26 protein-coding genes are annotated in these 26,274 nt (G+C 57.6%); 12 read left to right on the top strand and 14 right to left on the bottom strand.

Going from position 1 to position 26,274, the window contains the following annotated elements; genetic code table 11:
- Window positions 1-247: 247 nt before the first annotated feature.
- The 6 genes from etfB to AUC60_RS14530 form a co-directional block, all read right to left on the bottom strand.
- Entirely contained in the window at window positions 248-1,054 is an 807-nt protein-coding gene (gene etfB / locus AUC60_RS14555; protein WP_087268558.1) for an electron transfer flavoprotein subunit beta, read from the bottom strand.
- The gene (gene etfA / locus AUC60_RS14550) at window positions 1,044-2,264 is read right to left on the bottom strand and encodes an electron transfer flavoprotein subunit alpha (RefSeq protein WP_087268555.1); all 1,221 of its coding nucleotides are present in this window, start codon (window positions 2,262-2,264) and stop codon (window positions 1,044-1,046) included. Before etfA ends, etfB begins: the two co-directional genes overlap by 11 nt.
- Window positions 2,264-4,210, bottom strand: a complete 1,947-nt coding sequence (dgcB, locus tag AUC60_RS14545) for a dimethylglycine demethylation protein DgcB (protein WP_087268552.1) — start codon at window positions 4,208-4,210, stop codon at window positions 2,264-2,266. The genes etfA and dgcB overlap by 1 nt, the downstream gene beginning before the upstream one ends.
- Before the next feature lie 468 nt (window positions 4,211-4,678).
- A complete protein-coding gene (dgcA, locus tag AUC60_RS14540) occupies window positions 4,679-6,739 on the bottom strand; it encodes a dimethylglycine demethylation protein DgcA (protein WP_087268550.1) in 2,061 nt (686 codons plus the stop codon).
- A 15-nt stretch (window positions 6,740-6,754) separates the two neighbouring features.
- A complete protein-coding gene (locus tag AUC60_RS14535) occupies window positions 6,755-7,285 on the bottom strand; it encodes a DUF5943 domain-containing protein (protein ID WP_087268546.1) in 531 nt (176 codons plus the stop codon).
- 92 nt (window positions 7,286-7,377) lie between these two features.
- A complete protein-coding gene (locus tag AUC60_RS14530) occupies window positions 7,378-8,355 on the bottom strand; it encodes a dipeptidase (RefSeq protein ID WP_027899496.1) in 978 nt (325 codons plus the stop codon).
- 231 nt (window positions 8,356-8,586) lie between these two features.
- On the opposite strand from AUC60_RS14530, the gene AUC60_RS14525 reads away from it, so the two are divergent.
- Entirely contained in the window at window positions 8,587-8,997 is a 411-nt protein-coding gene (locus tag AUC60_RS14525) for a lysozyme inhibitor LprI family protein (protein ID WP_027899497.1), read from the top strand.
- 60 nt (window positions 8,998-9,057) lie between these two features.
- Window positions 9,058-9,477 (top strand): DUF3010 family protein, encoded by a 420-nt coding sequence (locus AUC60_RS14520; protein WP_087268542.1) that lies wholly within the window; start codon window positions 9,058-9,060, stop codon window positions 9,475-9,477.
- A 217-nt stretch (window positions 9,478-9,694) separates the two neighbouring features.
- Here AUC60_RS14520 and gabP read toward each other — a convergent pair whose 3' ends face one another.
- A complete protein-coding gene (gene gabP / locus AUC60_RS14515; protein WP_087268539.1) occupies window positions 9,695-11,086 on the bottom strand; it encodes a GABA permease in 1,392 nt (463 codons plus the stop codon).
- 645 nt (window positions 11,087-11,731) lie between these two features.
- Here gabP and AUC60_RS14510 point away from each other — a divergent pair.
- The 9 genes from AUC60_RS14510 to AUC60_RS14470 all read left to right on the top strand — a co-directional run bounded on the left by AUC60_RS14510 (window position 11,732) and on the right by AUC60_RS14470 (window position 19,441).
- On the top strand, window positions 11,732-12,496 hold the full coding sequence (locus AUC60_RS14510; protein ID WP_087268536.1) for a transporter substrate-binding domain-containing protein: 765 nt from the start codon (window positions 11,732-11,734) through the stop codon (window positions 12,494-12,496).
- Window positions 12,497-12,643: 147 nt separating this feature from the next.
- Complete coding sequence (locus AUC60_RS14505) at window positions 12,644-13,861, top strand: methyltransferase (protein ID WP_087268533.1); 1,218 nt, start codon at window positions 12,644-12,646, stop codon at window positions 13,859-13,861.
- 322 nt (window positions 13,862-14,183) lie between these two features.
- Complete coding sequence (locus AUC60_RS14500; protein ID WP_087268530.1) at window positions 14,184-14,702, top strand: Dps family protein; 519 nt, start codon at window positions 14,184-14,186, stop codon at window positions 14,700-14,702.
- Between the two features lie 253 nt (window positions 14,703-14,955).
- Window positions 14,956-16,095, top strand: coding sequence for a homoserine O-succinyltransferase MetX (metX, locus tag AUC60_RS14495; RefSeq protein ID WP_087268528.1), 1,140 nt, complete (start codon window positions 14,956-14,958; stop codon window positions 16,093-16,095).
- Between the two features lie 7 nt (window positions 16,096-16,102).
- Entirely contained in the window at window positions 16,103-16,723 is a 621-nt protein-coding gene (gene metW / locus AUC60_RS14490; protein ID WP_087268526.1) for a methionine biosynthesis protein MetW, read from the top strand.
- A gap of 146 nt (window positions 16,724-16,869) precedes the next feature.
- Window positions 16,870-17,304 carry a DUF4426 domain-containing protein gene (locus AUC60_RS14485; RefSeq protein WP_087268523.1) on the top strand — a complete coding sequence of 145 codons (435 nt, stop codon included), beginning with the start codon at window positions 16,870-16,872 and terminating at the stop codon, window positions 17,302-17,304.
- Window positions 17,301-17,897, top strand: a complete 597-nt coding sequence (gene rdgB / locus AUC60_RS14480; protein ID WP_158099123.1) for an RdgB/HAM1 family non-canonical purine NTP pyrophosphatase — start codon at window positions 17,301-17,303, stop codon at window positions 17,895-17,897. Before AUC60_RS14485 ends, rdgB begins: the two co-directional genes overlap by 4 nt.
- On the top strand, window positions 17,894-19,108 hold the full coding sequence (gene hemW / locus AUC60_RS14475) for a radical SAM family heme chaperone HemW (protein ID WP_087268518.1): 1,215 nt from the start codon (window positions 17,894-17,896) through the stop codon (window positions 19,106-19,108). Before rdgB ends, hemW begins: the two co-directional genes overlap by 4 nt.
- 9 nt (window positions 19,109-19,117) lie before the next feature.
- Window positions 19,118-19,441, top strand: coding sequence for a DUF3392 family protein (locus AUC60_RS14470; RefSeq protein WP_087268516.1), 324 nt, complete (start codon window positions 19,118-19,120; stop codon window positions 19,439-19,441).
- Window positions 19,442-19,548: 107 nt separating this feature from the next.
- On the opposite strand, the gene trmB is transcribed toward AUC60_RS14470, so the two are convergent.
- From trmB to AUC60_RS14450, 4 genes are all read right to left on the bottom strand, one after another.
- Window positions 19,549-20,196 carry a tRNA (guanosine(46)-N7)-methyltransferase TrmB gene (gene trmB / locus AUC60_RS14465; protein WP_218927839.1) on the bottom strand — a complete coding sequence of 216 codons (648 nt, stop codon included), beginning with the start codon at window positions 20,194-20,196 and terminating at the stop codon, window positions 19,549-19,551.
- Between the two features lie 233 nt (window positions 20,197-20,429).
- Entirely contained in the window at window positions 20,430-21,224 is a 795-nt protein-coding gene (locus AUC60_RS14460) for a thiazole synthase (protein WP_087268514.1), read from the bottom strand.
- Between the two features lie 54 nt (window positions 21,225-21,278).
- Window positions 21,279-21,479, bottom strand: a complete 201-nt coding sequence (gene thiS, locus AUC60_RS14455) for a sulfur carrier protein ThiS (protein WP_087268510.1) — start codon at window positions 21,477-21,479, stop codon at window positions 21,279-21,281.
- 193 nt (window positions 21,480-21,672) lie between these two features.
- Window positions 21,673-22,050 carry a DUF423 domain-containing protein gene (locus AUC60_RS14450; protein ID WP_027899702.1) on the bottom strand — a complete coding sequence of 126 codons (378 nt, stop codon included), beginning with the start codon at window positions 22,048-22,050 and terminating at the stop codon, window positions 21,673-21,675.
- 80 nt (window positions 22,051-22,130) lie between these two features.
- Between AUC60_RS14450 and mtgA the strand changes: the two genes are divergently transcribed.
- Window positions 22,131-22,841, top strand: coding sequence for a monofunctional biosynthetic peptidoglycan transglycosylase (gene mtgA / locus AUC60_RS14445; RefSeq protein ID WP_087268507.1), 711 nt, complete (start codon window positions 22,131-22,133; stop codon window positions 22,839-22,841).
- 153 nt (window positions 22,842-22,994) lie between these two features.
- Here the strand turns inward: mtgA and AUC60_RS14440 are convergent, their stop codons facing one another.
- From AUC60_RS14440 to rpoH, 3 genes are all read right to left on the bottom strand, one after another.
- A complete protein-coding gene (locus tag AUC60_RS14440; protein WP_087268504.1) occupies window positions 22,995-23,774 on the bottom strand; it encodes a MetQ/NlpA family ABC transporter substrate-binding protein in 780 nt (259 codons plus the stop codon).
- 48 nt (window positions 23,775-23,822) lie between these two features.
- Window positions 23,823-24,998 carry an N-methyl-L-tryptophan oxidase gene (gene solA, locus AUC60_RS14435; protein ID WP_087268501.1) on the bottom strand — a complete coding sequence of 392 codons (1,176 nt, stop codon included), beginning with the start codon at window positions 24,996-24,998 and terminating at the stop codon, window positions 23,823-23,825.
- 352 nt (window positions 24,999-25,350) lie between these two features.
- Window positions 25,351-26,205 (bottom strand): RNA polymerase sigma factor RpoH, encoded by an 855-nt coding sequence (gene rpoH / locus AUC60_RS14430; RefSeq protein ID WP_027899700.1) that lies wholly within the window; start codon window positions 26,203-26,205, stop codon window positions 25,351-25,353.
- Window positions 26,206-26,274: the final 69 nt, after the last annotated feature.

Raw genomic sequence — 26,274 nt, 5'->3', positions numbered from 1 at the left:
AAATGAAAAATAACAAGAACGATTCGCGATTCTGTCAGAGCCAATGATTACTGGCAAATGCTGACTGTCGGATGGAATTCTTTGGTAAAACTTTGAGAGAGGTACGCCGTGTCGCTGACGCCGTGGGACCGGCTTTAGCCGGGAAGACTGCATTACTGACGATGGATATGCAGCGGCTGTACCGGCCCTTTCCCGGCTAAAGCCGGTCCCACGTCAAATTGCAGATAAACATAGATCTCCCACTGGTTTACCTCACCACGCCTTCCTCAATCAACAACTTGAGGATCGCCTCTGCACCCGCCTCTGGCGTCACACCCTTGAGCACTTGCCCGCCGCCACCGCTGGCTTTGGCCGTTGCGGCCTTCATCCGGTCCGCGCCGCTTTTGGCCTTGATGACTTTCAGGCGTTTGGGCCGGGGTTTGGCCGGTTGCAGGACTGAGCCGCTGAAAAGTTCGTCGCTGACAATTTCCACCTGTTCGGCTGCAAGTGTGCCGCGCTGCGCAGGGCCGTAGGCGCTTTGCCGGGGCTTGGGCGCGGCGTTGTCCACCGTCGCCAGAAACGGCAGCCGTACTTTCAAGCGCCGACGCTGACCACGAGGTAATGCCTGCAATACAAGCGCGGTGCCGTTATCCAGCGACTCCACTTCAGCCAGGCCCACCACCAGCGGCCATCCGAGCTTTTCCGCCAGTAGAAATGGCAACATGCCAGAGCCTTCTCCGGTTTCTGCCTGGCTTCCAGTGAGCACCATTTGCACACCAGACTCCCGAATGTAATCCGTCAAAGCAGGCAGCGCGTCGGCGTTTTCCGGTTGCTCCAGCACATGCAACTCGTCCAGGCCCATGCCCAGATAAGCACGCAACGCAGGCTCTGCTGCGCTCCCCGCGTGCAGCACGTGCAAGTTATCCCCAGCCAGTTGCAAGCCCAACTCAACGGCGCGGGCATCCTGCTCAGCGCGACGCGCGCGGCCGGATGTAGGATGCGCGCCGATGGAGACCAAGCTGATGACGTGCACCGCAGCGCTACCCACAGAGGAAGCAGTTGGCTCAGGCCGCATCTTGTTTCGCTCCATGACGATAGGTTTCCACTGCGTCGATCAGCGCCGCGAGGATTGCCGCGCTGTCGCCGATCACAGAAAGGTCGGCGCGTTTGATCATGTCGCAACCCGGATCAAGGTTGATTGCCACCACCTTGTCGCACGCACCAATGCCCTGCAGATGCTGGATCGCGCCGGAAATACCCACCGCCACGTACACCCGCGCCGTGACCCAAGTGCCGCTCGCGCCGACCTGTCGATCACGGCCCATGAAGCCGTCATCCACTGCCACGCGGGACGCACCTTCAGTCGCGCCAAGGGCCGCAGCAGTGCGGTGAAACAAATCCCAATCCTTGACGCCGTTGCCGCCGGAGAAGATGAACTCCGCTTCCGCCATTGGAATCATGGCCGGGTCGACGGCGACAGCGCCGAGGTCTTCAATGCGCGGCAGGCTGCGCGCTACGCTTGTGGATAACTCAACCGGCAGAGCCTCATGGCGGGTTTCGCTGACCGGCTCAGCGCATTCGGCAGCAGCGAGAATCAGGCGCGCCAATGGTCTTGCGAGATCCTCCTGGCCCGCACCGGCGCGACCAATGCATTGCTCATCCTTGACTTGCCAGACACGCGTGGCAGGACGCTCGCCCAAACTGGCCGCGAAGCGACGACCCAATTCACCGCCACCGCTGCGACTGTCCGGCAGCAGCCAGTGACGAGGGCTGAACTGGTTATCCACAGCCCGCAGGCCCTGGACACGTTGCTCCGGTGAGTAACCGCTGAACTCGCTACCTTCCAGAACCAGCAAGCGATCAACGCCTGCCGTCGTGAAAGCACTCTCTTTATGCTCGCCAAACACCACCGCGAGTACAGCGCCACTCTGACCGGCAAGTTGATGAGCCAGGCCCAGCAGATCACGGTCGTGGCTGCTCAAGCGCCCACCAACCATGTCCGGCGCAACGCAAATATAGAAAGCCGGTTGCGGCACTTGATGCAGCGGTAACTGCACTTCGGCAGCGGCCGAGCGTTTCACCGCCCCGCCTTGCTGAGCGCCACTGCGGTCGATTCGTTTGATGCCGTTGGGACCGATAAACCCTACGCCATGCACATTCTTGCGCATCAGGCCGTTGGGGCCCATCCAGCTGGATTGTGCCGGTTGCATGGCAGCGTGCAGCGGGTGCAGGCGGTTGCGGGCGATCCATTCAGCGCGAGGATCACGACGGATAATGTCGCTCATCAGTGCACCTCCGCAGGTTCACGTTTGACTGGCGCAGGTTTGCTGGGGATAACTTCTTCCACCAATGCGTCAGCCACTAATTCAGCAATGTCTTTGATCATCGGTCGCGGCTCGACCACGCCTTCGAGCATCGCGGTGCATTGCGGGCAACCGACGGCCACCAGTTCGGCACCGGTTTCGCGGATGTCTTCCATGCGCATGTCAGGAATCCGTTGCTTGCCGGGAATATCCGTAATCGGCGCACCGCCACCACCACCGCAGCAACGGGAGCGGAAACCGGAACGCTGCATTTCCTTGACATCGATTCCCAACGCACGCAATACATCACGCGGTGCTTCGTACTCGCCGTTGTAGCGGCCCAGATAGCACGGGTCGTGATAGGTGACGCTGGAGCCTTTGTGCTGACCCAGATTCAGCGCGCCACCTTGAATCAACTCCGCCATGTAAGTGCTGTGGTGCTGCACCAGGTAATTGCCATCGAACGCGCCGTACTCGTTTTTCAGCACATGGAAGCTATGCGGGTCGCAGGTGACGATGCGCTTGAAGCTGTATTTGCTCAGGGTCTGAATATTGCGTCTGGCGAGCATCTGGAAAGTCGCTTCGTCACCAAGACGCCGCGCTACGTCGCCGCTGTCACGCTCTTCAAGTCCAAGCACGGCGAAGTCGACTTTGGCTGCCTTCAGGACTTTGACGAAGGCGCGCAAAGTACGTTGATTGCGCATGTCGAAAGCGCCGTCGCCGACCCAGAACAGCACGTCGACAGATTTTTTGTCGGAGAGCAGATTCAAACTCAAATCCGCGGCCCAGTTCATCCGTCCGCCCGGTGCGAAACCGCCGGGGTTGTCGGTGGCGATGAGGTTTTCCAGCACTTCAGCGCCCTTGTTTGGCGTCGCGCCTTTTTCCAGAGTCAGGTGGCGGCGCATGTCGACGATGGCGTCCACGTGCTCGATCATCATTGGGCATTCTTCGACGCAGGCACGGCAAGTGGTGCAGGACCACAAGGTCTCAGCGTCTACCAAACCGTTGACGATGGGTTGATGCGGATTGCCGCCGTGCAGACCGATCTCTTTGCCGGGATACGGGCTACCGGCAAATTTGGCGTCAGTGCCGCCGGCCAGGCCAACGACCATGTCCTGAATCAGTTTTTTCGGGTTCAACGGCTGACCGGCTGCAAACGCCGGGCATGCGGCTTCGCACTTGCCGCATTGCACGCAGGCGTCAAAACCCAGTAGTTGGTTCCAAGTGAAATCCTTGGGTTTTTCTACGCCAAGCGGAGCGGTCTTGTCGGCCAGATCCAGTGGCTTGAGGCCCGTCGAGCGACCACCGCCAAAACGTTCGGCGCGACGGTGCCAGGCCAGATGCAACGCACCGGCGAAGGCGTGCTTCATCGGTCCACCCCAAGTCATGCCGAAGAACATTTCCGACACGCCCCACAGGCAAGCCAGGCCCAGCAACGCGACCAGCACCCAGCCGCCGAAGTCCTGCGGCAGGATACCCGCCACTGGCAGCGTGACCAGAAAGAAGCTGACGGAAAACGCCATGAGGCTTTTCGGCAGGCGCATCCATGGGCCTTTGGACAGGCGTGCTGGTGGATTGCGACGGCGCAGGAACATGAAGATTGCGCCGACGAACATCAAGGTCGATGCCAGTAACAGGGCATAACCGAGGATGCGGCTGTGCAAACCAAAACCGTGTACGACGATGGCCAGCAACGCTGAAAGCACAAACCCAAGCGCTGTCGCGACGTGGGTATTGGCGATGTATTTATCCCGAGCCACGACATGGTGCAGATCGACCATATAGCGCTTGGGCATGGCCAGCAGCCCGCCGATCAGGTCGACTTTAGAGGCCCGGCCGTTGCGCCACATATTCATCCGCCGCACAGCCCCCAGGGCAGCAAGGCCCAGAGCAGCGAACAGCAGGATGGGAAGCAAGGTGTTCAACATGTGAAGCTCCTACGGCACGCGGTCCGACAGAGGTCATCGGTCTCCTGAAGGAGTGAGCTTGCTCGCGATAAGGGCGCTGCGGTTCATCAGGACAACCGCGTCATCGTTCATCGCGAGCAAGCTCGGCTCCTACAGGGGTACTCGTTTCTCCTGTGGGAGTTGGGCTTGCCCTCGATAAGGACGCTGCGGTTCATCAGGACAACCGCGTCATCGTTCATCGCGAGCAAGCTCGGCTCCTACAGGGGTACTCGTTTCTTCTGTGGGAGCTGGGCTTGCCCGCGATTTAGGCGCTGCGGTTCATCAGGACAACCGCGTCATCGTTTATCGCGAGCAAGCTCGGCTCCTACAGGGGTACTCGTTTGTTCTGTGGGAGCTGGGCTTGCCCGCGATAATGGCATGCGGTGTATCAGGCAAACCTCGTCATCGTTTATCGCGGGCAAGCGCGCTCCTACAGCGGGTAATCGATCGTCAGAAATCCTTACAAAGACGCAAGCCGTCATAGATCGCCGCATGGGTATTACGTTGTGCCACGCAGTCACCGATACGGAACAACAGGTAGCCGTCACCCGGCTCGCTCAGACACGGTTGCGGCTGAATGGCGAACAGCGCTTCGATGTCGATCTGGCCTTTGTTACGCGAGTCGGCTTTAAGGGCGTAGTAGAGTTCTTCGTCCGGGCGCACGCCGTTTTCGACGACCACCTGATCCACCACGCGCTCTTCTTTGGCGCCGGTGTATTCGTTCTCCAGCACCGCCACCAGCTTGTCGCCTTCGCGGTAGACCTTCTCCAGCATCATGTCGCCGGTCATGATCACTTCTTTCGGATACATGCTGCGGTAGTAAGTCGGGAACGATGTCCCGCCAATCGCCACGCCCGGTTTGATATCGTCAGTGACGATCTCCACCTGGCTGCCTTTGTCGGCCAGGAAATCAGCCGCCGACATCCCGGTGAATTCACAGATGGTGTCGTAAACCAGCACGTTCTTGCCCGGCGCGACCTTGCCGTCGAGGATGTCCCAACTGCTGACCACCAAACCTTCCGCCGCGCCCCAATGTTCGTTCTGCTCTAGAAACGGATGACCGCCCACCGCCAGCACGACGATGTCCGGACGCAGATCCATGATGGTGGCCGGGTCCGCAGCCGTGCCCAGACGCAGATCGACTTTCAAGCGCGCCAGCTCCAGCTGGAACCAGCGGGTGATACCGGCAATCTGGTCACGCTGCGGCGCTTTCGAAGCAGTAGTGATTTGCCCGCCGATAAATTCCTTCTTCTCGAACAGCGTTACGTCATGGCCACGCTCGGCCGAAACCCGCGCGGCTTCCATGCCTGCAGGCCCGGCTCCAACGATCACCACCTTGCGTTTCGGCCCGGTGGATTTTTCGATGATGTGCGGCACGCCCATGTATTCACGGGAGGTCGCGGCGTTCTGAATGCACAGAACGTCGAGGCCCTGGTATTGACGGTCGATGCAGTAGTTGGCACCGACGCACTGTTTGATCTGGTCGATCTGGCCCATCTTGATCTTGGCGATCAGGTGCGGATCAGCGATGTGCGCACGAGTCATGCCGACCATGTCGACGTAACCGCCCTCGAGAATCCGCGTAGCCTGGTTCGGGTCCTTGATGTTCTGCGCGTGCAGCACCGGCGCCTTGACCACTTCCTTGATACCGGCTGCCAGATGCAGAAATGGCTCCGGTGGATAACTCATGTTCGGAATAACGTTGGCCAAGGTGTTGTGGGTGTCGCAACCCGAGCCGACGACGCCGATGAAGTCGATCATGCCGGTCTGGTCGTAATACTTGGCGATCTCCTTCATGTCTTCATGGCTGAGACCGTCAGGGTGAAACTCGTCGCCACAGATACGCAGGCCGACGCAGAAGTCAGGACCGACCTCTTTACGCACCGCCTTGATGACTTCAAGGCCAAAACGCATGCGGTTTTCGAAGCTGCCGCCCCATTCGTCTGTGCGTTTGTTGACCCGCGGGCTCCAGAACTGGTCGATCATGTGCTGGTGCACAGCCGACAGTTCGACACCGTCCAGGCCACCGGCCTTGGCCCGCGCCGCAGCGCTGGCGTAGTTGCCGATCACGCGCCAGATTTCTTCCGGCTCGATAGTTTTGCAGGTTGCGCGGTGTACTGGCTCGCGGATGCCCGAAGGCGACATCAGGGTCGGCCAGTGATCACCATCCCAACGGGAGCGACGGCCCATGTGGGTAATCTGAATCATGATCTTGGCGCCGTGCTTATGCATGGCGTCAGCAAGGTTCTGGAAGTGCGGGATGATTTTGTCGGTCGCCAGGTTGACCGACTTCCACCAGCCTTGCGGGCTGTCGATAGCGACGCTGGAAGAGCCACCACAAATCGCCAGACCAATCCCGCCCTTGGCCTTTTCTTCGTAGTACTTCACGTAACGATCGGTGGTCATGCCGCCATCAGTGGCGTAGACCTCGGCGTGCGCAGTACTCAGTACGCGGTTGCGGATCGTGAGCTTGCCGATTTGAATCGGCTGAAACATCGCTTCGAAAGCCATAACACGATCCTCGACTTACAGCGGCTTGACGATGAACAGGCCGTCGTCGTGGCCTTCTTCCGAACCACCGTAAACCTGCTCGGCGACGGTACGAATCGGGCTGCCCGCTGCGGCGAGAATCTGGTCCATGGCACCGGCAAACCAACCGGTGAACATGTAATCAACCTTGCGGCCGACTTTGCCGTAGACGTACACAAAGCAGGAGTGCTCAAGTTTGATGCTAGCGGTGCCTTTCTCCAGGTCGATGTCCTGAATCTTGAACAGCCCCCAGCCACGCTGCGACAGACGCTTCATGTAATGCTCGAACACCGCAACGCCTTCCAGACCGTGACATTCGGCTTCTTTCTCGCACCAGTGCCAGGCAGATTTGTAGCCCGCCTTGTAGAGAATTTCGGCGTAGGCATCAGCGCCCAACACTTCTTCAATGCCCATGTGGTTGTTCACGAAAAAGTGGCGCGGCACGTAGAGCATCGGCAATGCGTCGGAGGTCCAGACGCCGGTTTCGCTGTCGACTTCGATAGGCAGTTGCGGGGCGATTTTAGCCATGGGGTCAAACTCCAGATGTTCGGGTTACGCCCACTGCGCGAAATGGCAGTGGGGTGATCAATTCAGTAAAGGTTTTGCTCGTGATCGGGGTATTACTCGCCCCAGACATCCTTGAGCACATTCACCCAGTTCTCGCCCATGATCTTGCGCACTACGCGCTCGGAGTGGCCGCGTTTGAGCAAGGTCTCGGTCAGGTTCGGGAACTCGCCAACCGTGCGGATACCCAGCGGGTTGATGATCTTGCCGAAGCTGGTCAGGCGGCGGGCGTAGCCCTTGTCATGGGTCAGGTATTCGAAGAAGTCCTGACCATGGCCCTGTGTGAAGTCGGTGCCAATCCCGATGGCGTCTTCGCCGACGATGTTCATGGTGTATTCGATGGCTTCGGCGTAATCGTCGATGGTCGACTCAATGCCTTTGGCGAGGAACGGCGCAAACATGGTCACGCCGACAAAACCGCCGTGATCGGCGATGAACTTGAGTTCTTCGTCGGACTTGTTGCGTGGATGCTCTTTAAGGCCGGAAGGCAGGCAGTGGGAGTAGCAGACTGGTTTTTTCGATTCCAGGATGACTTCTTCTGAAGTCTTGGAACCCACGTGGGACAAGTCGCACATAACGCCGACGCGGTTCATTTCAGCGACGATTTCGCGACCGAAACCCGACAGCCCGCCATCACGTTCGTAGCAGCCGGTGCCCACCAGATTCTGGGTGTTGTAGCACATCTGCACGATGCCAACGCCGAGCTGTTTGAAGATCTCGACGTAGCCGATCTGGTCTTCATAAGCATGTGCATTCTGAAAGCCGAAGAGGATGCCGGTCTTGCCCAGCTCTTTCGCCTTGCGGATGTCGGCGGTGGTCCGTACCGGCATTACCAGGTCGCTGTTTTCGCGCATTAGCTTCTGGCTTTTGCAGATGCTGTCGATAGTCGCCTGGAAACCTTCCCACACCGAGACGGTGCAGTTGGCCATGGTCAGGCCGCCTTTGCGCATGTCTTCAAACAGCTCACGGTTCCACTTGGCGATGATCAGCCCGTCAATAACGATGCTGTCGGCGTGTAATTCGGCTGGGCTCATCAGGCTGTCCCCTTATTAGGTGCTTGTGCGCCGAATCGTATGCCGACGCTATTGAGGCCAGCATATGCCTGAGGGTCGGCCGAGCCGGGTGCAAAAACGACAGGGGGTTTGCCGAAAGCGTCAAGAAACGACAAAGGGCGACAGGACGCTGCCGGCGTGTATCTCGCCAACCTGTTATTTAGGGCGCGCTTAGGCCAGAATCCAGCTCATCAAATGGAGTGGAGAGACTCGATGAACAAGGTTTTCCTGGCTTTGGTTCTTTTAGCGACCGGCATTGCGGGCGCTCATGCAGCACAAAACCCTGATGTCTCGCCATGTGACGGCGTCGAAGAGGACCAGCAGACCCTTGAGTGCTCCAAGTACAGCCGCGACACGGCTGAGGAGTTGCTGAAAGAGAACTTCCAGAACCTGTTACAGCGGGTTAACACCCAGTTCGGGGCCAATAAGTCGCAGGCCAATGCCTTCGCGGAAAAACTCAAAGCAGCCCAGCTAGCCTGGGAGAAGCTTCGCGACGCCGATTGTGCCGTGGAAGTGTTCCCGGCAGCGGCTGGCAGCAAGGCGTTCAACATCGCCCAGAACGATTGCCTGGCGCGTACCAGCGATGAGCGCTCCGAGTATCTGGAATCGATCGCGCAGGAATGAACACCTGAATGAGCTATGGTGTCTGCCTTTTAACCAAGGCTGTAACGTAAAGGCTCATTCATGATCATTTGTGGTGTAGAAATCAAAGGCAGCGAGGCTATTTTTGCGTTGGCGACCCGCCAGCAAGGTGGCCTCGAACATTTGCCGCTGGCGACCAAGAAGCTGGCCCTTGAAGATGATGACGAGTCGGCCAATGTCAAAACCTTCGCGACCCAGATCGCCAGCTTCGTGCGTGAAAACGGCATCAGCCATGTCGTCATCAAGAAGCGCAGCAAAAAAGGCGAGTTCGCAGGCGGCCCGACGACGTTCAAGATCGAAACGGTTTTCCAGTTGCTGCGCGATTGCGAAGTGACCCTGTTGTCGCCGCAAACCATCAACGCGCAGAACAAGAAACACAACTTCGACCTGCCTGCTTCGCTGAACAAGTATCAGCACGAGGCGTACAAGGCGGCGTGCTCGGGACTAATGAAAACCAAATAAATGCATTCCCTGTAGGAGCTGCCGAAGGCTGCGAAGCATTCATCCTGACACACCGCCATCGCAGCCTTCGGCAGCTCCTACAAGTCCAACGCTTGCCCGAGACAGCGTGATGCCTTACATCCCGAGGCGGCCCCCCACAGAAACATCCCCTCACTCCAACAAAAACGGCCGCGATCATTGCTGATCGCGGCCGTTTTGTTTGCTGCGCGTCAATCGGTCAATTCAACACAGCCTTGCCGGCTCGTTCACCCTTGCGACGACGGGCCACCAGGACACCAGTGGCAATCACCAGAATACTCAGCAAGCCGGTCGCGATGATCTCCACGCGGTGCGACTCCTGGACCAGCATGACGCCCAACACACCGACGATGAACACGATCACCAACCAGGTCAGGTACGGGAACAGCCACATGCGGAACGACAGGGTTTCACCTGCAGCGATGCTCTTCTGGCGCATGCGCAGTTGGGAAACCGCGATCACCAGGTACACCAACAGTGCGATCGCACCGGAGCTGGCGAGCAGGAATTCGAACACGGCAGCCGGGGCTACGTAGTTGGCAAATACCGTCAGGAACGCGGCCGCTGTAGACAGAATGACCGCCCAGTAAGGGGTGCCGCTTTTGCTGGTGCGCGTCGCAACCGCTGGTGCGTCGCCGCGCTTACCCAGCGAGTAAAGCATGCGCGAGGCGGTGTACAGCGCCGAGTTCAGGCAGCTTGTGACTGCGATCAGAACTACGATGTCCACAATCAGCTTGGCGTTAGGGATGCCCATCATGTCCAGCACGGTCTGATAGGAACCCACTTCAGCCAGACGCGGGTCATTCCACGGTACAAGCGAAACAACGATGAAGATCGATACCAGATAGAACAGGCAGATACGCCAGATCACCGAATTGGTGGCCTTGGTGATCTGCTTTTCCGGATTTTTCGATTCAGACGCGGCGATGGTGACGATTTCGGTGCCCATGAACGAGAACATGGTGGTCAGCATCGCCGCCAGCACAGCGCCCATGCCATTCGGCAAAAAGCCCTGAGTATCGAACAGATGGCTGACACCGCTGACCTGGCTATTGGGCAGCAGGCCGAATATAGCCGCAACGCCCAAAGCAACGAAACCGATGATCGCCAGCACTTTGATCAACGCGAACCAGAACTCGAACTCGCCGTAGTTCTTCACGCTGAACAGGTTGGTGATGGTGAGCAGCAAGGTGATCACCAACGTGAACACCCAGATAGCGATGTTCGGGAACCAGGCATGCAGAATGGTTGCGGCGGCGTTGGCTTCCAGGGGAATTACCAACACCCAGAACCACCAGTACAACCAACCAATGGTGAAACCGGCCCAATGCCCGATCGCACGATCGGCATAGGTCGAAAACGATCCGGTGTCCGGCGACGCAACCGCCATCTCAGCCAACATGCGCATGACCAGAACCACCAACGTACCGGCTGCAGCGTAAGCCAGGAGTACCGCCGGGCCCGCTTCGGCAATCGCATGCCCGGAACCTACGAACAGACCGGCACCGATGACACCGGCGATGGACAACATCGTGATGTGCCGAGGTTTGAGCCCCTGATCGAGCTCTGAAGCGTTAGGGATACTGCTCATTCAAAAACTACCTTTGCGTGGTAATCGACTGCCTGACCGTCTTCGTAAAAAGAAAAAAACGGGGCGTTTTTTATTATTTACGCAAATTCTGCGCCAAAATGATTCAAAAACGACGTCGCTCAGGGAAACGCTGGCGCTAGAGCTCAAGGATTAGCGACAAGAAGAATCGTTTCAGCGAACAGGTGACATGTTTTGTTACCGATGTGCACAGCCCCGTCCGCAGAAAACGCACCAAAAATACACAGGACGTTTAAGCGCGCACTATTGAAGTGCTCTGGATCGGTGGTACGGAAACAGCACAAAGCTGCAGGACGACGTAGTGAGCTAGTGGCTATCTTGCGACATGTACAGACATCTATGGCACCACGCTGTCGCGAAGCAAACACTAGACCTGTAGGAGCTGCCGAAGGCTGCGATGACCGCGTGTTCAGGATGAGTGCTTCGCAGCCTTCGGCAGCTCCTACAGAAAGTGCATTTCAATTCAGCGCTCTTATGTGTGTATTGATGCGCAAATGCTGAACCCCGCCGATACATGGCTTAACAAATGCTTCAGGCGACCAGCGACATTTTGCGGTAACTCATGTCCAACAGCAGTCGTCCCCACAGCAGCCCAATAAGTCCCGCAATTGCAACGGAGCAACACCCATGCAGATGTACAAAAAATTCCTGCTGGTCGCAGCCGCCACACTGGCTATCACGACCAGTGCTTTTGCTGTGGAGAAATTGAAATTCGGTGTCGAGGGCGCTTATCCACCGTTCAACGGTAAAGACGCCAGCGGTCAGGCGGTAGGCTTTGACGTCGAAATCGGTCACGCACTGTGCGCAAAAATGAAAGTCGAGTGCGAGGTAGTTACCACCGAATGGGAAGGCATCATCCCGGCGCTCAATGACAATAAGTTCGACTTCCTGATTTCATCAATGTCGATTACCAAAGAGCGCGCTGAGCTGGTGGACTTCACCGAGCCGTACTACTCCAACAAATTGCAGTTTGTGGCGGCGAAAGGCAGCGAGCTCAAAACCGACAAGGCCTCCATTCGAGACTCACTGTTAGGCAAGACAATTGGTGCTCAGGCGTCGACGTTGTCAGCCTCGTGGCTGCAGGAAAATCTGGGCATGGATATCACCCTGAAGCTCTATGACACTCAGGAAAGTGCTTTCACTGATCTGGCCGAAGGGCATGTGGATGCGATCCTCGCCGATAAATATGTCAGCTATGAATGGCTCAAAGGCCAGGCCGGCTCGAGCTTCGAGTTCAAAGGTGACCCTGTTGTGGATAACGACAAAATTGGCATCGCCGTACGCCTGAACGACCCACTGCGCGCTCGACTGAACCTGGCGATCAAGGAAATCATCGAAGACGGCAGCTACAAGAAGATCAACGACAAGTACTTCCCGTTCAACATTCTGTGATCCAAATCGCCTGGCCAACACTTAAGTATTAATATTTTTCTGAGTTCAGACGTCCTTTACGCGTAGACGCCCGATCAGGGCGCTGTTATGAAGAGGGCTGGCGTTTTTCCGCCAGCCCTTTTACGCGTTTGAACCCGACAGCTGACCATGGCCAACGACCTCGCTTTGCACGACGAACAGCTCCGCAGTCGATTCCGGGCCCTGGACAGTTTCCTGTTTGCCTGGCAGCCGCTGTGGCGTCCCCGACCGTTCACTCACTTGCATTTGCCTTGGGAGCGTCAATATCCCGAGCTCGCAGGCTGGCTACGCCAACGCACGTTAAGCGAGGCCGAAGCGGCCCATAATCATCCGGAACAACTCGCAGCGCCGTTCCCGTTTCCACAACTGGCGGCTGAGGCTCAGGCACTGAGTCAAGTACAAACGCTGCCCGCCTTCGACCTTGCTCCGGTAGAGCCGCGCATGAGCGTCGACGTCCCTGGCCGCAAATGGCAACAGATCGAAGCCTTCGCCAGTTGCCTGAGTTTTGAACACAAACCGGCACACTGGCTGGACTGGTGTTCGGGCAAAGGCCATCTGGGGCGACGTTTACTCGAGCCAGACCAGACACTGACCTGCCTGGAACGCGACCCGACGCTGGTCGAAGCCGGACGTCAACTCAGCTCGCGCCTGAACGCCGAGGCCACACATGTACAACAAGACGTCATGGCAGACGATGCCTGGCGCCGACTTCAAGCTCATCACTCACCGGTAGCGCTGCATGCCTGCGGGGATCTGCACGTCCAGTTGATGCGCCTCGCCAGCCAGGTCGGCTGCACTCAGCTGGCTGTTGCACCATGCTGTTACAACCGCATTGAAGCGGAGCATTATCAGCCGCTCTCCGGTGAGGGCCAAACATCTGCCCTGAAACTGTCCCGGGACGATCTCGGCTTGCCGCTAAGCGAAACAGTAACCGCTGGAGCCCGTGTCCGTCGCCAGCGCGACCAGTCCATGGCTCGCCGCCTGGCCTTTGACTTGCTGCAACGACAGTTGCAAAACAGCGACGAATATCTACCCACGCCGTCACTGCCCAGTGCCTGGCTGGATAAACCTTTTGCCGATTATTGTCGTGATCTGGCAGCGCTCAAGGGCCTGCCTGCGGTGGGCGAACAACATTGGTCCACCCTTGAAGCAGCGGGCTGGGAGCGCTTGGCTCAAGTGCGAAATCTGGAATTGGTTCGCAACTTGTTCCGTCGGCCACTGGAGCTGTGGCTGGTGCTCGACAAAGCCCTGTATCTGCAAGAACAGCATTATCGCGTGAGCGTTGGCACCTTCTGCGAAAGCCGTATCACGCCTCGCAATTTGCTCTTGATCGCTCAGTTAAACTGACTTTCGCTACCTGAATAGCCTGTGGATAACTCTGTTGATGAAAATCCGATTGTCGCGCTATTTGCTTAGCAAGCTACTTATCCAAACGGTCAGATCCTAGCCCGCCGACCAAACAAAACACCTTATAAAACATTTAGTTATCTGAAAATTCAAAGATTTCCAGAAATTTCATTCCATTTGGTTATTTTCGCTCACCGCTTGTGCATAAAGATTTGAGCACAAGCGGTACAGAGAGCCGCAGTAACCCATGCTGCAATGTCATCAGGATGCTCACTCGCATCGCCCGTTACGCCGACCGACTACTTGAGGAAGGAAACGTCTGATGAAAAATCTTGAAGCTGCCAAAGAACTGCGCAAAGCCGACTTGCACACGCCCAACAGCCTGGGGGAAGAGGCCCGCCGTAATCTGTCAGCGGAACTCAACACCTTGCTCGCTGATATCTTCGGCCTGTACCTGAAAACCAAGAACTTCCACTGGCATATGTCCGGCCCGTACTTCCGCGACTATCACTTGCTGCTCGACGACCAGGCTGATCAGATTTTCGCAACCACCGACGCCATCGCCGAGCGCGTACGTAAACTGGGCGGCACCACTTTGCGCTCCACCGGGCACATCCAGCGCCTGCAACGCATTGCCGACAACGATGCCGACTTCGTCACCCCGGCCGACATGCTCGCCGAACTGCGTGAAGACAACATGCAACTGGCCAACTACATGCGTGAAACTCACGCACTGTGCGACGAACATAACGACGTCGCCACCGCCAGCCTGCTGGAAAACTGGATCGACGAAGCCGAACGGCGTATCTGGTTCCTGTTTGAGTCTGGGCGTACGGCCTGAGGGAGACGCCATGTTGGCGTGATGTCGTGGGACCGGCTTTAGCCGGGAAGAGGCCAGTACAGTCGCTACATTTTCGTCGTCAGAAATGCCGCCTTCCCGGCTAAAGCCGGTCCCACGTCACCTTGCGGACACACATGATATCTTCCACAAAATTCTGGATATCCAGAAGAACCACCACACCCAACAACTCCTCTGTTGCCCCTCCCCCCCGTGGTCATTAGACTTACGCCTCATTTAAGCGAGAGCAGGGTCGATGTCCACGGTCTTTCCCGAAGATTCTGTCGGTCTAGTCACGCCGCAAACGGCACATTTCAGCGAGCCTCTGGCACTGGCCTGTGGCCGCTCGTTGCCTGCCTACGATCTGATCTACGAAACCTATGGCCAACTCAACGCCGCACGCAGCAATGCCGTGTTGATCTGCCATGCCCTTTCCGGTCACCACCACGCGGCGGGCTATAACAGCGTCGATGACCGCAAACCCGGTTGGTGGGACAGTTGCATCGGTCCCGGCAAGCCTATCGATACCAATCGGTTCTTCGTCGTCAGCCTGAATAATCTGGGCGGCTGCAATGGCTCAACAGGCCCGAGCAGTATCAACCCGGAAACCGGCAAACCCTTCGGTGCCAACTTCCCGGTCCTGACGGTTGAGGACTGGGTCCACAGCCAGGCGCGCCTGGCTGATTTGCTGGGTGTCCAGCAATGGGCAGCAGTAGTCGGCGGCAGTCTGGGCGGCATGCAAGCGCTGCAATGGACCATGACTTACCCGGACCGAGTGCGCCACTGCCTGGCGATTGCCTCGGCTCCTAAACTGTCGGCGCAAAACATCGCGTTCAACGAGGTGGCCCGTCAGGCAATCCTGTCAGACCCGGAATTCCATGGCGGCGACTTCCAGGAGTTCGGTGTCATCCCCAAACGCGGCCTGATGCTGGCGCGCATGGTCGGGCACATCACTTATCTGTCCGATGACTCAATGGGTGAAAAATTTGGCCGCGGCCTGAAGAGCGAGAAACTCAACTACGACTTCCACAGTGTGGAATTCCAGGTTGAAAGCTACCTGCGCTATCAGGGCGAAGAGTTCTCCGGCCGCTTCGATGCCAACACTTACCTGTTGATGACCAAAGCGCTGGACTACTTCGACCCGGCAGGCGCGTTCAACGACAATCTGGCCGCGACCTTCGCCAATGTGACCGCAGACTTCTGTGTCATGTCGTTCACCACCGACTGGCGCTTCTCACCTGCCCGCTCCCGGGAACTGGTAGACGCACTGATGGCAGCGAAAAAGAACGTCTGCTACCTGGAGATCGACGCGCCTCAGGGCCACGATGCGTTCCTGATTCCGATCCCGCGCTACTTGCAGGCGTTCTCCAGCTACATGAACCGAATTGTAATTTGAGGACGCCATGAGAGCCGATCTGGAAATCATCCAAGAATGGATCCCTGCGGGCAGCCGCGTGCTCGACCTTGGTTGCGGCGACGGCGAACTGCTGGCCTGGCTGCGCGATAACAAGCAAGTCACTGGTTATGGCCTGGAAAACGACGCCGACAATATTGCCCGCTGCATCAGCAAGGGCGTCAACGTCATCGAGCAGGACCTGGACAAGGGCTTGGGTAACTTCGCCAGCGACAGCTTCGACATCGTGGTCATGACCCAGGCGTTGCAAGCCGTGCATTACCCGGACAAGATCCTCGACGAAATGCTGCGCGTGGGCCGCCAGTGCATCATTACCTTCCCGAACTTCGGTCACTGGCGCTGCCGCTGGTACCTGGCGACCAAGGGCCGGATGCCGGTGTCGGATTTCCTGCCTTACACTTGGTACAACACGCCGAACATCCACTTCTGCACCTTCGAGGACTTCGAAGAGCTGTGCCGTGGCCGCCACGCCAAGGTCATTGATCGGCTGGCAGTGGATCAACAGCATCGGCACGGCTGGGCCAGCAAACAATGGCCTAACCTGTTAGGTGAGATCGGTATCTACCGGGTCAGCAGTCCGGGTTTGCAGGAACACAAGATCGCGGTTTGAAGCAAACCTGAAACCGGAATCTGTAGGAGTGAGCTTGCTCGCGATTCGGTTTCACTGGCACTAAATTACCGTCTGAACAGACGCTATCGCGAGCAAGCTCACTCCTACAGGATCGTATTTTTCAATTCATAGACAGGAGAAAGATGATGCGTCGCCTGGCAATCATCTTGATGTGCGCCCTGAGCCTGTCGGCATTTGCTGCTGACTACGCCAAGCCCAACCGGCAGGAAACGTTTGGCGACGTGACCGTTTACTACAACGCGTTTGCCTCGACCACGTTGTCAGCGGACGTGGCGAAATCATCCGGCCTGATCCGCAGCAAACAGCTGAATGTATTGAACATCACCGTTCTAAAGACGGGCAAACCAGCGCCGTCCGTGGTGGCAGGCACCTACAAAGACCTGACCGGACGCCCAGAGCCTCTGACCTTCAAGCAAGTCACAGACAAAGGCTGGATCAGCTACATTGCGCAGTTCCCGGTTGAACAAGCCGGAACCTACACCTTCAACATCGATGTGAAAGCCGGGAATCAAGACAACCATTCCTTCAGCTTCAATCAAGAACTCTATCCAGGCGAATGATGACTTTCCCGCAGCTCGTACTGGCCAGCCACAACGCTGGCAAACTCAAAGAACTCCAGGCCATGCTCGGCGACAGCGTGCAACTGCGCTCTATCGGCGAGTTCAGCAGCGTGGAGCCTGAAGAAACCGGTTTGTCGTTCGTTGAGAACGCGATTCTCAAAGCCCGCAACGCGGCACGCATTTCCGGCTTGCCAGCGCTGGCTGACGACTCGGGGCTGGCGGTGGATTTCCTGGGCGGCGCACCGGGTATCTATTCCGCGCGCTATGCCGATGGAAAAGGCGATGCCGCCAACAACGCCAAGCTGCTCGAAGCCCTTAAAGACGTCCCGCAAGAGCAACGTGGCGCCCAGTTCGTTTGCGTACTGGCGTTGGTGCGTCACGCTGATGATCCATTGCCGATCCTCTGCGAAGGCCTGTGGCACGGGCGCATACTGACCGCCGCCAGCGGCGAGCACGGTTTCGGTTACGATCCATTGTTCTGGGTGCCGGAGCGGGACTGCTCCAGCGCCGAACTGAGCCCCGCCGAGAAGAACCAGCTCAGCCACCGCGCCCGCGCCATGGCCATCTTGCGTCAACGCCTGGCTTTGAAATGACCCACGAAACGCCTGCAACACCGCTGTTCCTCGGCACCACCGGCTTCTCATCGACCGAGCCGAGGACAGCCTTGCCGCAACTGCCGCCGCTGTCGTTGTACATCCACATCCCGTGGTGCGTACGCAAATGCCCGTACTGCGACTTCAATTCCCACACCGCCAGCCCTGTGCTGCCGGAAGCGGAGTACATCGACGCACTGCTGGCCGATCTGGATCTGGACCTGCCTTACGTTTATGGTCGCGAGCTCAGTTCGATCTTTTTCGGCGGCGGCACGCCAAGCCTGTTCAGTGCAGACGCCCTGGGCCGTTTGCTCAAAGGTGTCGAGCAACGCATTCGCTTCGCCAGTGACATCGAAATCACCCTGGAGGCCAATCCCGGCACCTTCGAGCAGGTCAAGTTCAGCGCCTATCGCGGTCTGGGCATCAATCGCCTGTCCATCGGCATCCAGAGTTTCCAGGAAGCCAAACTCAAGGCACTGGGCCGCATCCATAACGGCGATGAAGCCATTCGGGCCGCCGACATGGCGCGTCAGGCGGGCTTCGACAACTTCAATATGGACTTGATGCACGGCTTGCCTGACCAGTCACCTGAGGATGCATTGGGCGATCTGCAACAAGCCATCGACCTGAAACCGACGCATTTGTCCTGGTATCAGCTAACGCTGGAGCCGAACACGGTGTTCTGGAACCAGCCGCCGACGCTGCCAGAAGACGACATCCTGTGGGACATTCAGGAAGCCGGGCAGTTGTTGCTGGCGCAGAACGGTTACGCACAGTACGAAGTCTCGGCTTATGCGCACCCCGGCAGACCGGCGCGGCATAACCTGAATTACTGGAGCTTCGGCGACTTCATCGGTATTGGTGCCGGAGCCCATGGCAAACTCAGCCATCCGGACGGGCGCATTGCGCGCACCTGGAAGACTCGTTTGCCGAAGGATTATCTGAATCCGGCCAAGCCGTTCAAGGCCGGTGAGAAGTTGCTCAGTGTCGAAGAATTGCCCTTCGAATTCCTGATGAACGCGCTGCGCCTGACAAATGGCGTGGACGCTGCATTATTTCGCGAACGCACCGGTCTAAGCCTCGATTCGCTGGCCAGTGCGCGCCAGCAAGCAGAGCAACGTGGGCTGCTGCAAGCTGATCCGACCCGATTGGTCGCAACGCCGCAAGGCCAGTTGTTTCTCAACGACCTGCTGCAATATTTTCTGATCTAAGGACCCTGCATGGATTTGATACTCGACCTGCTCGCCACCATCTCCCGCTGGAGCCGCAGCAACCTCTCGGAAATATCCCTCGCCCTGGTGGGCTGTTTGCTGGTGTTGTTTGGCGCTGACTTCAAAGGCTGGGTCGAACAACGCATCAGCAGCTTCGCAGGTGCCTTGCGCATCCCTTTGATGGCGTTACTGGTTACCATCGGCAGCGGCGCGGCGTTGATCTACGCCACGCCGTGGGTGATCCGCGGCCTGAGCCAGTTCAACAACTACAGCCTGGCGCCGGTATTGGTGGTGGTGCTGGTGTTGATCGGGGTTGTTGCGGATCGTAAGTAAACTCACCCTGTAGGAGCTGCCGAAGGCTGCGAATGACCGGGAACCGGTCGCTGCGGTTTCGCCATGCTCGCAGCCTTCGGCAGCTCCTACAGAGGGATTGGTGTCAGTTAATCCACCTTCTCGAATTTCAAATCCCAAACCCCATGCCCCAAACGCTCACCACGGCGTTCGAACTTGGTGATTGGACGCTCGGCCGGGCGCGGTACGCATTTGCCGTCTTCGGCCTGGTTGCGATAGCCCGGCGCGACGTTCATCACTTCCAGCATGAATTCGGCATACGGTTCCCAATCGGTAGCCATGTGCAGAACACCGCCGACCTTGAGTTTGCTGCGCACCAGTTCGGCAAAAGCAGGCTGCACGATACGGCGCTTATGGTGGCGGCTCTTGTGCCAAGGATCCGGGAAAAACAGCATCAGACGATCGAGGCTGTTATCGGCGATGCAACGGTTGAGCACTTCAATCGCGTCGCAGTCGTAGACCCGTACGTTGGTCAGGCCCTGAGTCAGCACGCCGTTAAGCAATGCGCCGACACCCGGATAGTGAACTTCAACCCCGATGAAATCCTGATCCGGCGCAGCCGCTGCCATTTCCAGCAGCGAGTGGCCCATGCCGAAACCAATTTCCAGCGTGCGCGGCGCGGAGCGACCGAATACCTGATCGTAATCCACCGGTGCGTCGGTCAATGGCAGCACATACAGTGGACGGCCCTGGTCCAGACCACGCTGCTGGCCTTCAGTCATGCGACCGGCGCGCATCACGAAACTCTTGATACGGCGGTGCTGGCGCTCTTCGCCTTCTTCGGCAACAGGCAGCTCTGGGTTTGGAACGTCTGGATCAGTCATCAACAAAGTCTCATCAAACAACACGTACTATCTGAATTAGTGCTTTCCTGTAGGAGCTCACGAGCAACGCGAGGCAGCGATAGCGGTGTGTCAGGCAAACCGCTATCGCTGCCTCGCGTTGCTCGAGCTCCTACATAGTTACTGTTTTACCGGATCAACCCATCCAGCGGCGAAGACGCACTGGCATAAAGTTTTCTGGGCATACGGCCGGCAAGGTAAGCCATGCGACCGGCAATCACCGCGTGCTTCATGGCTGAGCCCATCAGGATCGGGTCCTGGGCATGAGCGATGGCCGAGTTCATCAGCACCGCTTCGCAACCCAGCTCCATGGCGATGGTAGCGTCGGACGCAGTGCCGACACCGGCATCCACCAGCACCGGCACTTTGGTTTCTTCCAGGATGATCTGCAGGTTGTACGGGTTGCAGATCCCCAGACCGCTGCCAATCAAGCCAGCCAACGGCATGATCGCGATACAGCCGATTTCAGCCAGCTGACGCGCAATGATCGGGTCATCGCTGGTGTAAACCATCACGTCGAAACCTTCCTTGACCAGCACTTCGGCGGCCTTGAGGGTTTCGATGACGTTAGGGAACAGGGTTTTCTGGTCGGCCAGAACTTCCAGCTTGACCAGATTCTTGCCGTCGAGCAGTTCTCGGGCCAGGCGGCAGGTACGCACCGCCTCGATAGCGTCAAAGCAGCCCGCCGTGTTCGGCAGGATGGTGTAGCGATCCGGCGGCAGGACATCCAGCAGATTCGGCTCACCCGGGTTCTGGCCCAGGTTGGTACGACGTACCGCGACAGTGACGATCTCGGCACCCGACGCTTCGATGGCCAGACGGGTCTGCTCCATATCCACATACTTGCCGGTACCCACCAGCAGGCGCGACTCGAAAGTCCGACCGGCCAGGACAAACGGCTTGTCGCTGCGAACATTGCTCATTGGAAATCCTCTTGGAAGTTGAGGTCTTGCAGTTGAATCAGAAAACGTCGAAGCCTAGCCGCCGCCAATCGCGTGGACGACTTCGACCTGATCGCCTTCGCTCAGGGCCGTGGATTCATGCTGGCTGCGCGGCACGATATCCAGGTTCAGCTCGACTGCGACACGACGCCCGACAAGATCAAGGCGGGTCAGCAATGCCAGAACGGTCGCGCCGTCCGGCAATTCAAAGGGTTCACCGTTCAACTGAATGTGCATGCGCGGGAGCAGCCATCATTTTTGGGGGCGAGCATTCTAGCCCGATCAGCCGGTATGACCAAGGTAAAGCGATGTGTGGGAGCAGAGCTTGCTCGCGATAGGAACGCCATAGATATCAGGTCCACTGCGTGCAGGCCTATCGCGAGCAAGCTCGGCTCCCACATTGACATCATTTCAATTCAAAAATGGACGATCAAACCCCGCCCAACCGCCAAGCGGTCAAGCCCAGCAACGCCCAACCCACCAGAAACGCTAGCCCACCGAACGGTGTAATGATGCCCAGTTTGCTGATGCCGGTCAGGGTCAGCAGGTACAGGCTGCCGGAAAACAGCACAATCCCCAGCGCGAAAGAGAAGCCCGCCCAGGTCATGAGCCTGCCCGGAAGCTGAGCGGCCAGCACCGCCACGCCCAGAATCGCTAACGCGTGGATCAGTTGATAAAGCACGCCGGTATGGAAAATCGCCAGATACTCCGGGCTCAGGCGGTTCTTGAGGGCATGCGCAGCGAAGGCTCCCAGCGCTACGCCGGTGAAACCAAAGAACGCTGCCAACATTAAAAAGCTACGAACCATAACTAACTCCGTTCAAAAATCGTCCAAAGGCGCACGGTCTGTATAATGGCCCGCTCAACGGGTTCGGCCAAGCCATCTCTATGCTGCGTTCACTAGTACGTCTTCTCATTAAAGCCCTGCTCTGGTTTGCAGCGGGCAGCGTGTTGCTGGTCCTGATCTTTCGCTTCGTGCCGCCACCGGGCACGGCGCTGATGGTTGAGCGCAAGATTGAATCATGGGTCGATGGCAAGCCGATTGATCTGCAGCGCACCTGGCAGCCATGGGACAAGATTTCCAACGACCTCAAAGTCGCGGTCATCGCGGGTGAAGATCAGAAGTTCGCCGAGCATTGGGGCTTTGATGTGGAAGCTATTCAGGCCGCCATTGCTCACAACGAGATGGGTGGTTCGATTCGCGGTGCCAGCACCCTGAGCCAACAAGTCTCCAAGAACCTGTTCCTGTGGTCGGGTCGTAGCTATCTGCGCAAAGGCCTTGAGGCGTGGTTTACCGGACTGATTGAAGTCCTCTGGTCCAAACAGCGGATCCTTGAGGTATACCTGAACAGCGTCGAGTGGGATGACGGTGTCTTCGGTGCCCAGGCGGCGGCGCAGCATCACTTCGGCGTGAACGCCAGTGCGCTTTCGGCGCAGCAAGCCAGCTATCTGGCCGCCGTACTGCCTAACCCTCGAGTCTGGAGCGCCAGCCGTCCGACCAGTTACGTCGCAGGCCGCGCCAGCTGGATTCGCCGGCAGATGCAGCAGTTGGGTGGGGATGATTACTTGCTGGGTTTGAATAACAGCCGCAAGTTTTAGCGGGCGGACTCAGTATCACGACCTAATGAACTGCAACGCTACTTCTGTGGGAGCCGAGCTTGCTCGCGATGGGGACGACTCGATCCGAAACCGCGCCGCCCTTATCGCGAGCAAGCTCGGCTCCCACATAAGATCGTATTTCACCACCCGGCTTTAAAACGCTGGCACCACATCCCCGTGGTATTTCTCCAGGATGAACGCTTTCACTTCAGGTGAATTCAGCGCGGCACCCAGCTTTTTCACAGCAGGCAGGTCTGCCTTGTCACGGCGCACATACAGATAGTTGGCGTAAGGCGATTCAGAGCTTTCGATGAATAGCGCATCTTTATGCGGCTCAAGCTTGGCTTCCAAAGCGTAGTTGGCATTGATCAGCGCCAGATCAACCTGGCCAAGGGCACGAGGCAGCATCGCCGCTTCCAGCTCTTTGAACTTCAGGTTTTTCGGGTTGCTGGTGATGTCCTGACGGGTTGCCATGATATTGCCTGGGTCTTTCAGGGTGATCAGGCCTTGTTTGGCGATCAACAACAGCGCACGCCCGGAGTTGGTCGGGTCGTTGGGGATGGCGATAGTTGCGCCATCCTTAAGCTCGGCAATAGATTTGATCTTCTTCGAATAAGCACCGAACGGTTCGATATGCACCGCAACCACCGGCACTTGATCACTGCCCGGATGGCTCTTTTTGTAGGCGTCGTAATACGGCTTGCTCTGGAAATAATTGGCATCCAGCAAACCTTCATCCACCTGACGATCCGGCTGTACGTAATCCGAAAACACTTTCACATCCAGGGTCACGCCTTCCTTGGCCAGTGTCGGCTTAAGGAATTCTAGGATTTCCGCATGGGGCACAGGTACCACTGCGATTTTCAGGGTGTCGGCATAAGCAGAACCTACAGCGGCGACCAATAGCGCCAAGGACAGAGCAACACGTTTCACGATACTTCACCTTTCAAAGTGGGCAGATAAATACAGGAATCGGGGGTTTCAACGCTGATCGTCGAAACGCTTCAAGGAAAAGGCCGACAGGTCCACATCGCTTTTGCCGTTGATGCACCACTGCGCGAGTGCTTCGCCCAGCCCGGCTGAATGCTTGAAGCCGTGGCCCGAGCAGGCGGAAACAACCAGCACGTTTTTCATGGCCGGATGTTCGTCGATGATGAAGTTGTAATCGGGAGTGACGGTATAAGCGCACACCGAGGATTTGACGACCCGCGAGGTCACGCCCGCGATCTTGCCGCGAACCTGAGCGTTGAACATGTCCTGCTCTTCTGCGGTACTGATGGTTCTGTCCAGTGAACCTGCCGAAGAGGCATCACGATACTGCTCAGTGGCGACCTTCATGCTGCCCTCACCCGGCAGGGGCGGAAAACCGTAGTTGATGTCCACCTCACCGGGACCATGCGTCAGGATGAAGCTCGGTGACTGCGGTGCAAAACTCGCGTCCTCCTCCAGCTCGAACCAGAACAGCTTTTGTCGACAGACCCTCAACAATTGATTGAACGGAGCGCCCAGCAAATCCGCCGACCACATGCCCGCGCTGACAACGACTTTATCGGCGTGGATTGTGCGCTTATCTGTGGCGATCGTGACGCCCTGCTTGGTTGAACTGATGCCGGTCACGATCTCACCGGTCAGCAACGTCGCGCCATGCTCTCGTGCCAGCTTTAGCTGCACATCGATGCAGCGCTCTGGTCGCACGTAGCCGCCGTCTGGTTCGAAATAGCCAATAGCAGTGTCCAGCACTGGAGCAAACTGCGGAAAGCATTGGCGAATCTGCTCCGCATTGAGCACTTCGTGATCGATGCCGTAAGTCTTGGCGAGGTGAATGGTGCGATGGGTGAAATCGTTTTCGTCTTGAGGGTCATAAGCAGGACTTGACGTCATCACCAGGACGCCACACTGCTCAAACAACGACTCCCCTGTCAGCGCCTCAAGTTCGCGCCAGATACGGTGAGAGTTGTGGACGATCGGCACATACTCAGCGCCTTCACCCACGGCCAGACGGGTGATACGGGTGTCGCCGTGGCTGGAGCCTTCAGTGTGGGGCGGATTGAAGCGGTCAACGCCGATGACATCAATCCCGGCTTTAGCCAGTTGATACACCGTCGCAGCGCCCATCGCGCCAAGGCCTAACACCGCTACTTCACACCGCTCGTCCATCGACTCATTCGCCCAAAAAGCGAACATTTGAGTATTTATGCTTATGCGAGGCAACGATCAAAAAGCCATAAGCTTATGCCGGAAAAAGCACACCCCTACCTGCGTAAATCAGATAGCGAGTGGTGTTTTACAAGAGGTGCCCAATGTCTCTGAGACCACGCTATTGCGAGCAAACGGGTGACCTGTAGGAGCCGAGCTTGCTCGCGATGAACGATGACGCGATGGACCTGAGAGGCAGCAGCGCCTGCATCGCGAGCAAGCTCGGCTCCTACAGAAGATCATCGGTCGCTACAAAACAAAAACGCCCCAACCGGTTTCCCGGTCAGGGCGTTTCTTTGTCGATGAACCGATGTTACGCGGCTATCGACAATTTGAGCTTGTTCATCGCGCTCTTTTCAAGCTGACGAATACGCTCGGCGGAGACGTTGTACTTCTGCGCCAGGTCATGCAGCGTAGCTTTTTCTTCCGCCAGCCAGCGCTGGTAGAGGATGTCACGGCTGCGGTCGTCCAGCACTTCCAGAGCCTGATGCAGATTGGCAGTGGAGTTGTCAGTCCAGTCGGAATCTTCCAGCTGACGTGCTGGATCGTAACGATGGTCTTCCAGGTAATTCGCTGGCGACTGGAATGCACTGTCGTCGTCGGCTTCAGCAGCCGGGTCGAACGCCATGTCGTGACCGGTCAGACGGCTTTCCATCTCGCGCACTTCACGCGGCTCGACGCCAAGGCTTTCAGCCACGCGATGAACTTCTTCATTGTTCAGCCACGCCAGACGTTTCTTCTGGCCGCGCAGGTTGAAGAACAGCTTGCGCTGGGCCTTGGTGGTCGCGACTTTCACGATGCGCCAGTTACGCAGGATGAACTCGTGAATTTCCGCCTTGATCCAGTGAACAGCGAACGAAACCAGACGCACACCCATTTCCGGGTTGAAGCGTTTAACGGCCTTCATCAGGCCAACGTTACCTTCCTGAATCAGATCTGATTGAGCCAGGCCGTAACCGGAATAACTGCGTGCGATGTGCACGACAAAACGCAGGTGGGCGAGGACCATCTGCCGAGCCGCCCCCAGATCCTGCTCATAATAGAGACTCTCAGCCAGTTCACGCTCCTGCTCAGGGGTCAGCAAAGGAATGCTGTTCACCGTGTGCACATAGGCTTCCAGGTTCGCACCCGGGACTAAGGCATACGCAGGTTGCAAAGAAGTGGTCATACGAAATGTTACCTCCGTCACATGACTCGTGCAGTTCAGCACTGCGAAATTGACCCAGGAACCGCTAAA

Source organism: Pseudomonas caspiana, from assembly GCF_002158995.1.
Taxonomy (GTDB): domain Bacteria; phylum Pseudomonadota; class Gammaproteobacteria; order Pseudomonadales; family Pseudomonadaceae; genus Aquipseudomonas; species Aquipseudomonas caspiana.
Note: the sequence above shows the minus strand (reverse complement) of the source record. Positions and strands in the feature narration are given on the sequence as shown.

Excerpts from the sequence above, each read along its gene's own strand:
- AUC60_RS14485 (WP_087268523.1), top strand. The coding sequence starts at position 16,870 with ATGCGTCGCCTGGCAATCATCTTGATGTGCGCCCTGAGCCTGTCGGCA.
- trmB (WP_218927839.1), bottom strand. The coding sequence starts at position 20,196 with ATGCGCGCCGGTCGCATGACTGAAGGCCAGCAGCGTGGTCTGGACCAG.
- rdgB (WP_158099123.1), top strand. The coding sequence starts at position 17,301 with ATGATGACTTTCCCGCAGCTCGTACTGGCCAGCCACAACGCTGGCAAA.
- metW (WP_087268526.1), top strand. The coding sequence starts at position 16,103 with ATGAGAGCCGATCTGGAAATCATCCAAGAATGGATCCCTGCGGGCAGC.
- AUC60_RS14460 (WP_087268514.1), bottom strand. The coding sequence starts at position 21,224 with ATGAGCAATGTTCGCAGCGACAAGCCGTTTGTCCTGGCCGGTCGGACT.
- gabP (WP_087268539.1), bottom strand. The coding sequence starts at position 11,086 with ATGAGCAGTATCCCTAACGCTTCAGAGCTCGATCAGGGGCTCAAACCT.
- AUC60_RS14510 (WP_087268536.1), top strand. The coding sequence starts at position 11,732 with ATGCAGATGTACAAAAAATTCCTGCTGGTCGCAGCCGCCACACTGGCT.
- AUC60_RS14530 (WP_027899496.1), bottom strand. The coding sequence starts at position 8,355 with ATGAGCCCAGCCGAATTACACGCCGACAGCATCGTTATTGACGGGCTG.
- AUC60_RS14470 (WP_087268516.1), top strand. The coding sequence starts at position 19,118 with ATGGATTTGATACTCGACCTGCTCGCCACCATCTCCCGCTGGAGCCGC.
- AUC60_RS14535 (WP_087268546.1), bottom strand. The coding sequence starts at position 7,285 with ATGGCTAAAATCGCCCCGCAACTGCCTATCGAAGTCGACAGCGAAACC.
- AUC60_RS14525 (WP_027899497.1), top strand. The coding sequence starts at position 8,587 with ATGAACAAGGTTTTCCTGGCTTTGGTTCTTTTAGCGACCGGCATTGCG.
- etfB (WP_087268558.1), bottom strand. The coding sequence starts at position 1,054 with ATGCGGCCTGAGCCAACTGCTTCCTCTGTGGGTAGCGCTGCGGTGCAC.
- etfA (WP_087268555.1), bottom strand. The coding sequence starts at position 2,264 with ATGAGCGACATTATCCGTCGTGATCCTCGCGCTGAATGGATCGCCCGC.
- rpoH (WP_027899700.1), bottom strand. The coding sequence starts at position 26,205 with ATGACCACTTCTTTGCAACCTGCGTATGCCTTAGTCCCGGGTGCGAAC.
- dgcB (WP_087268552.1), bottom strand. The coding sequence starts at position 4,210 with ATGTTGAACACCTTGCTTCCCATCCTGCTGTTCGCTGCTCTGGGCCTT.
- dgcA (WP_087268550.1), bottom strand. The coding sequence starts at position 6,739 with ATGGCTTTCGAAGCGATGTTTCAGCCGATTCAAATCGGCAAGCTCACG.
- AUC60_RS14520 (WP_087268542.1), top strand. The coding sequence starts at position 9,058 with ATGATCATTTGTGGTGTAGAAATCAAAGGCAGCGAGGCTATTTTTGCG.
- thiS (WP_087268510.1), bottom strand. The coding sequence starts at position 21,479 with ATGCACATTCAGTTGAACGGTGAACCCTTTGAATTGCCGGACGGCGCG.
- AUC60_RS14505 (WP_087268533.1), top strand. The coding sequence starts at position 12,644 with ATGGCCAACGACCTCGCTTTGCACGACGAACAGCTCCGCAGTCGATTC.
- metX (WP_087268528.1), top strand. The coding sequence starts at position 14,956 with ATGTCCACGGTCTTTCCCGAAGATTCTGTCGGTCTAGTCACGCCGCAA.
- AUC60_RS14450 (WP_027899702.1), bottom strand. The coding sequence starts at position 22,050 with ATGGTTCGTAGCTTTTTAATGTTGGCAGCGTTCTTTGGTTTCACCGGC.
- hemW (WP_087268518.1), top strand. The coding sequence starts at position 17,894 with ATGACCCACGAAACGCCTGCAACACCGCTGTTCCTCGGCACCACCGGC.
- AUC60_RS14500 (WP_087268530.1), top strand. The coding sequence starts at position 14,184 with ATGAAAAATCTTGAAGCTGCCAAAGAACTGCGCAAAGCCGACTTGCAC.
- solA (WP_087268501.1), bottom strand. The coding sequence starts at position 24,998 with ATGGACGAGCGGTGTGAAGTAGCGGTGTTAGGCCTTGGCGCGATGGGC.
- mtgA (WP_087268507.1), top strand. The coding sequence starts at position 22,131 with ATGCTGCGTTCACTAGTACGTCTTCTCATTAAAGCCCTGCTCTGGTTT.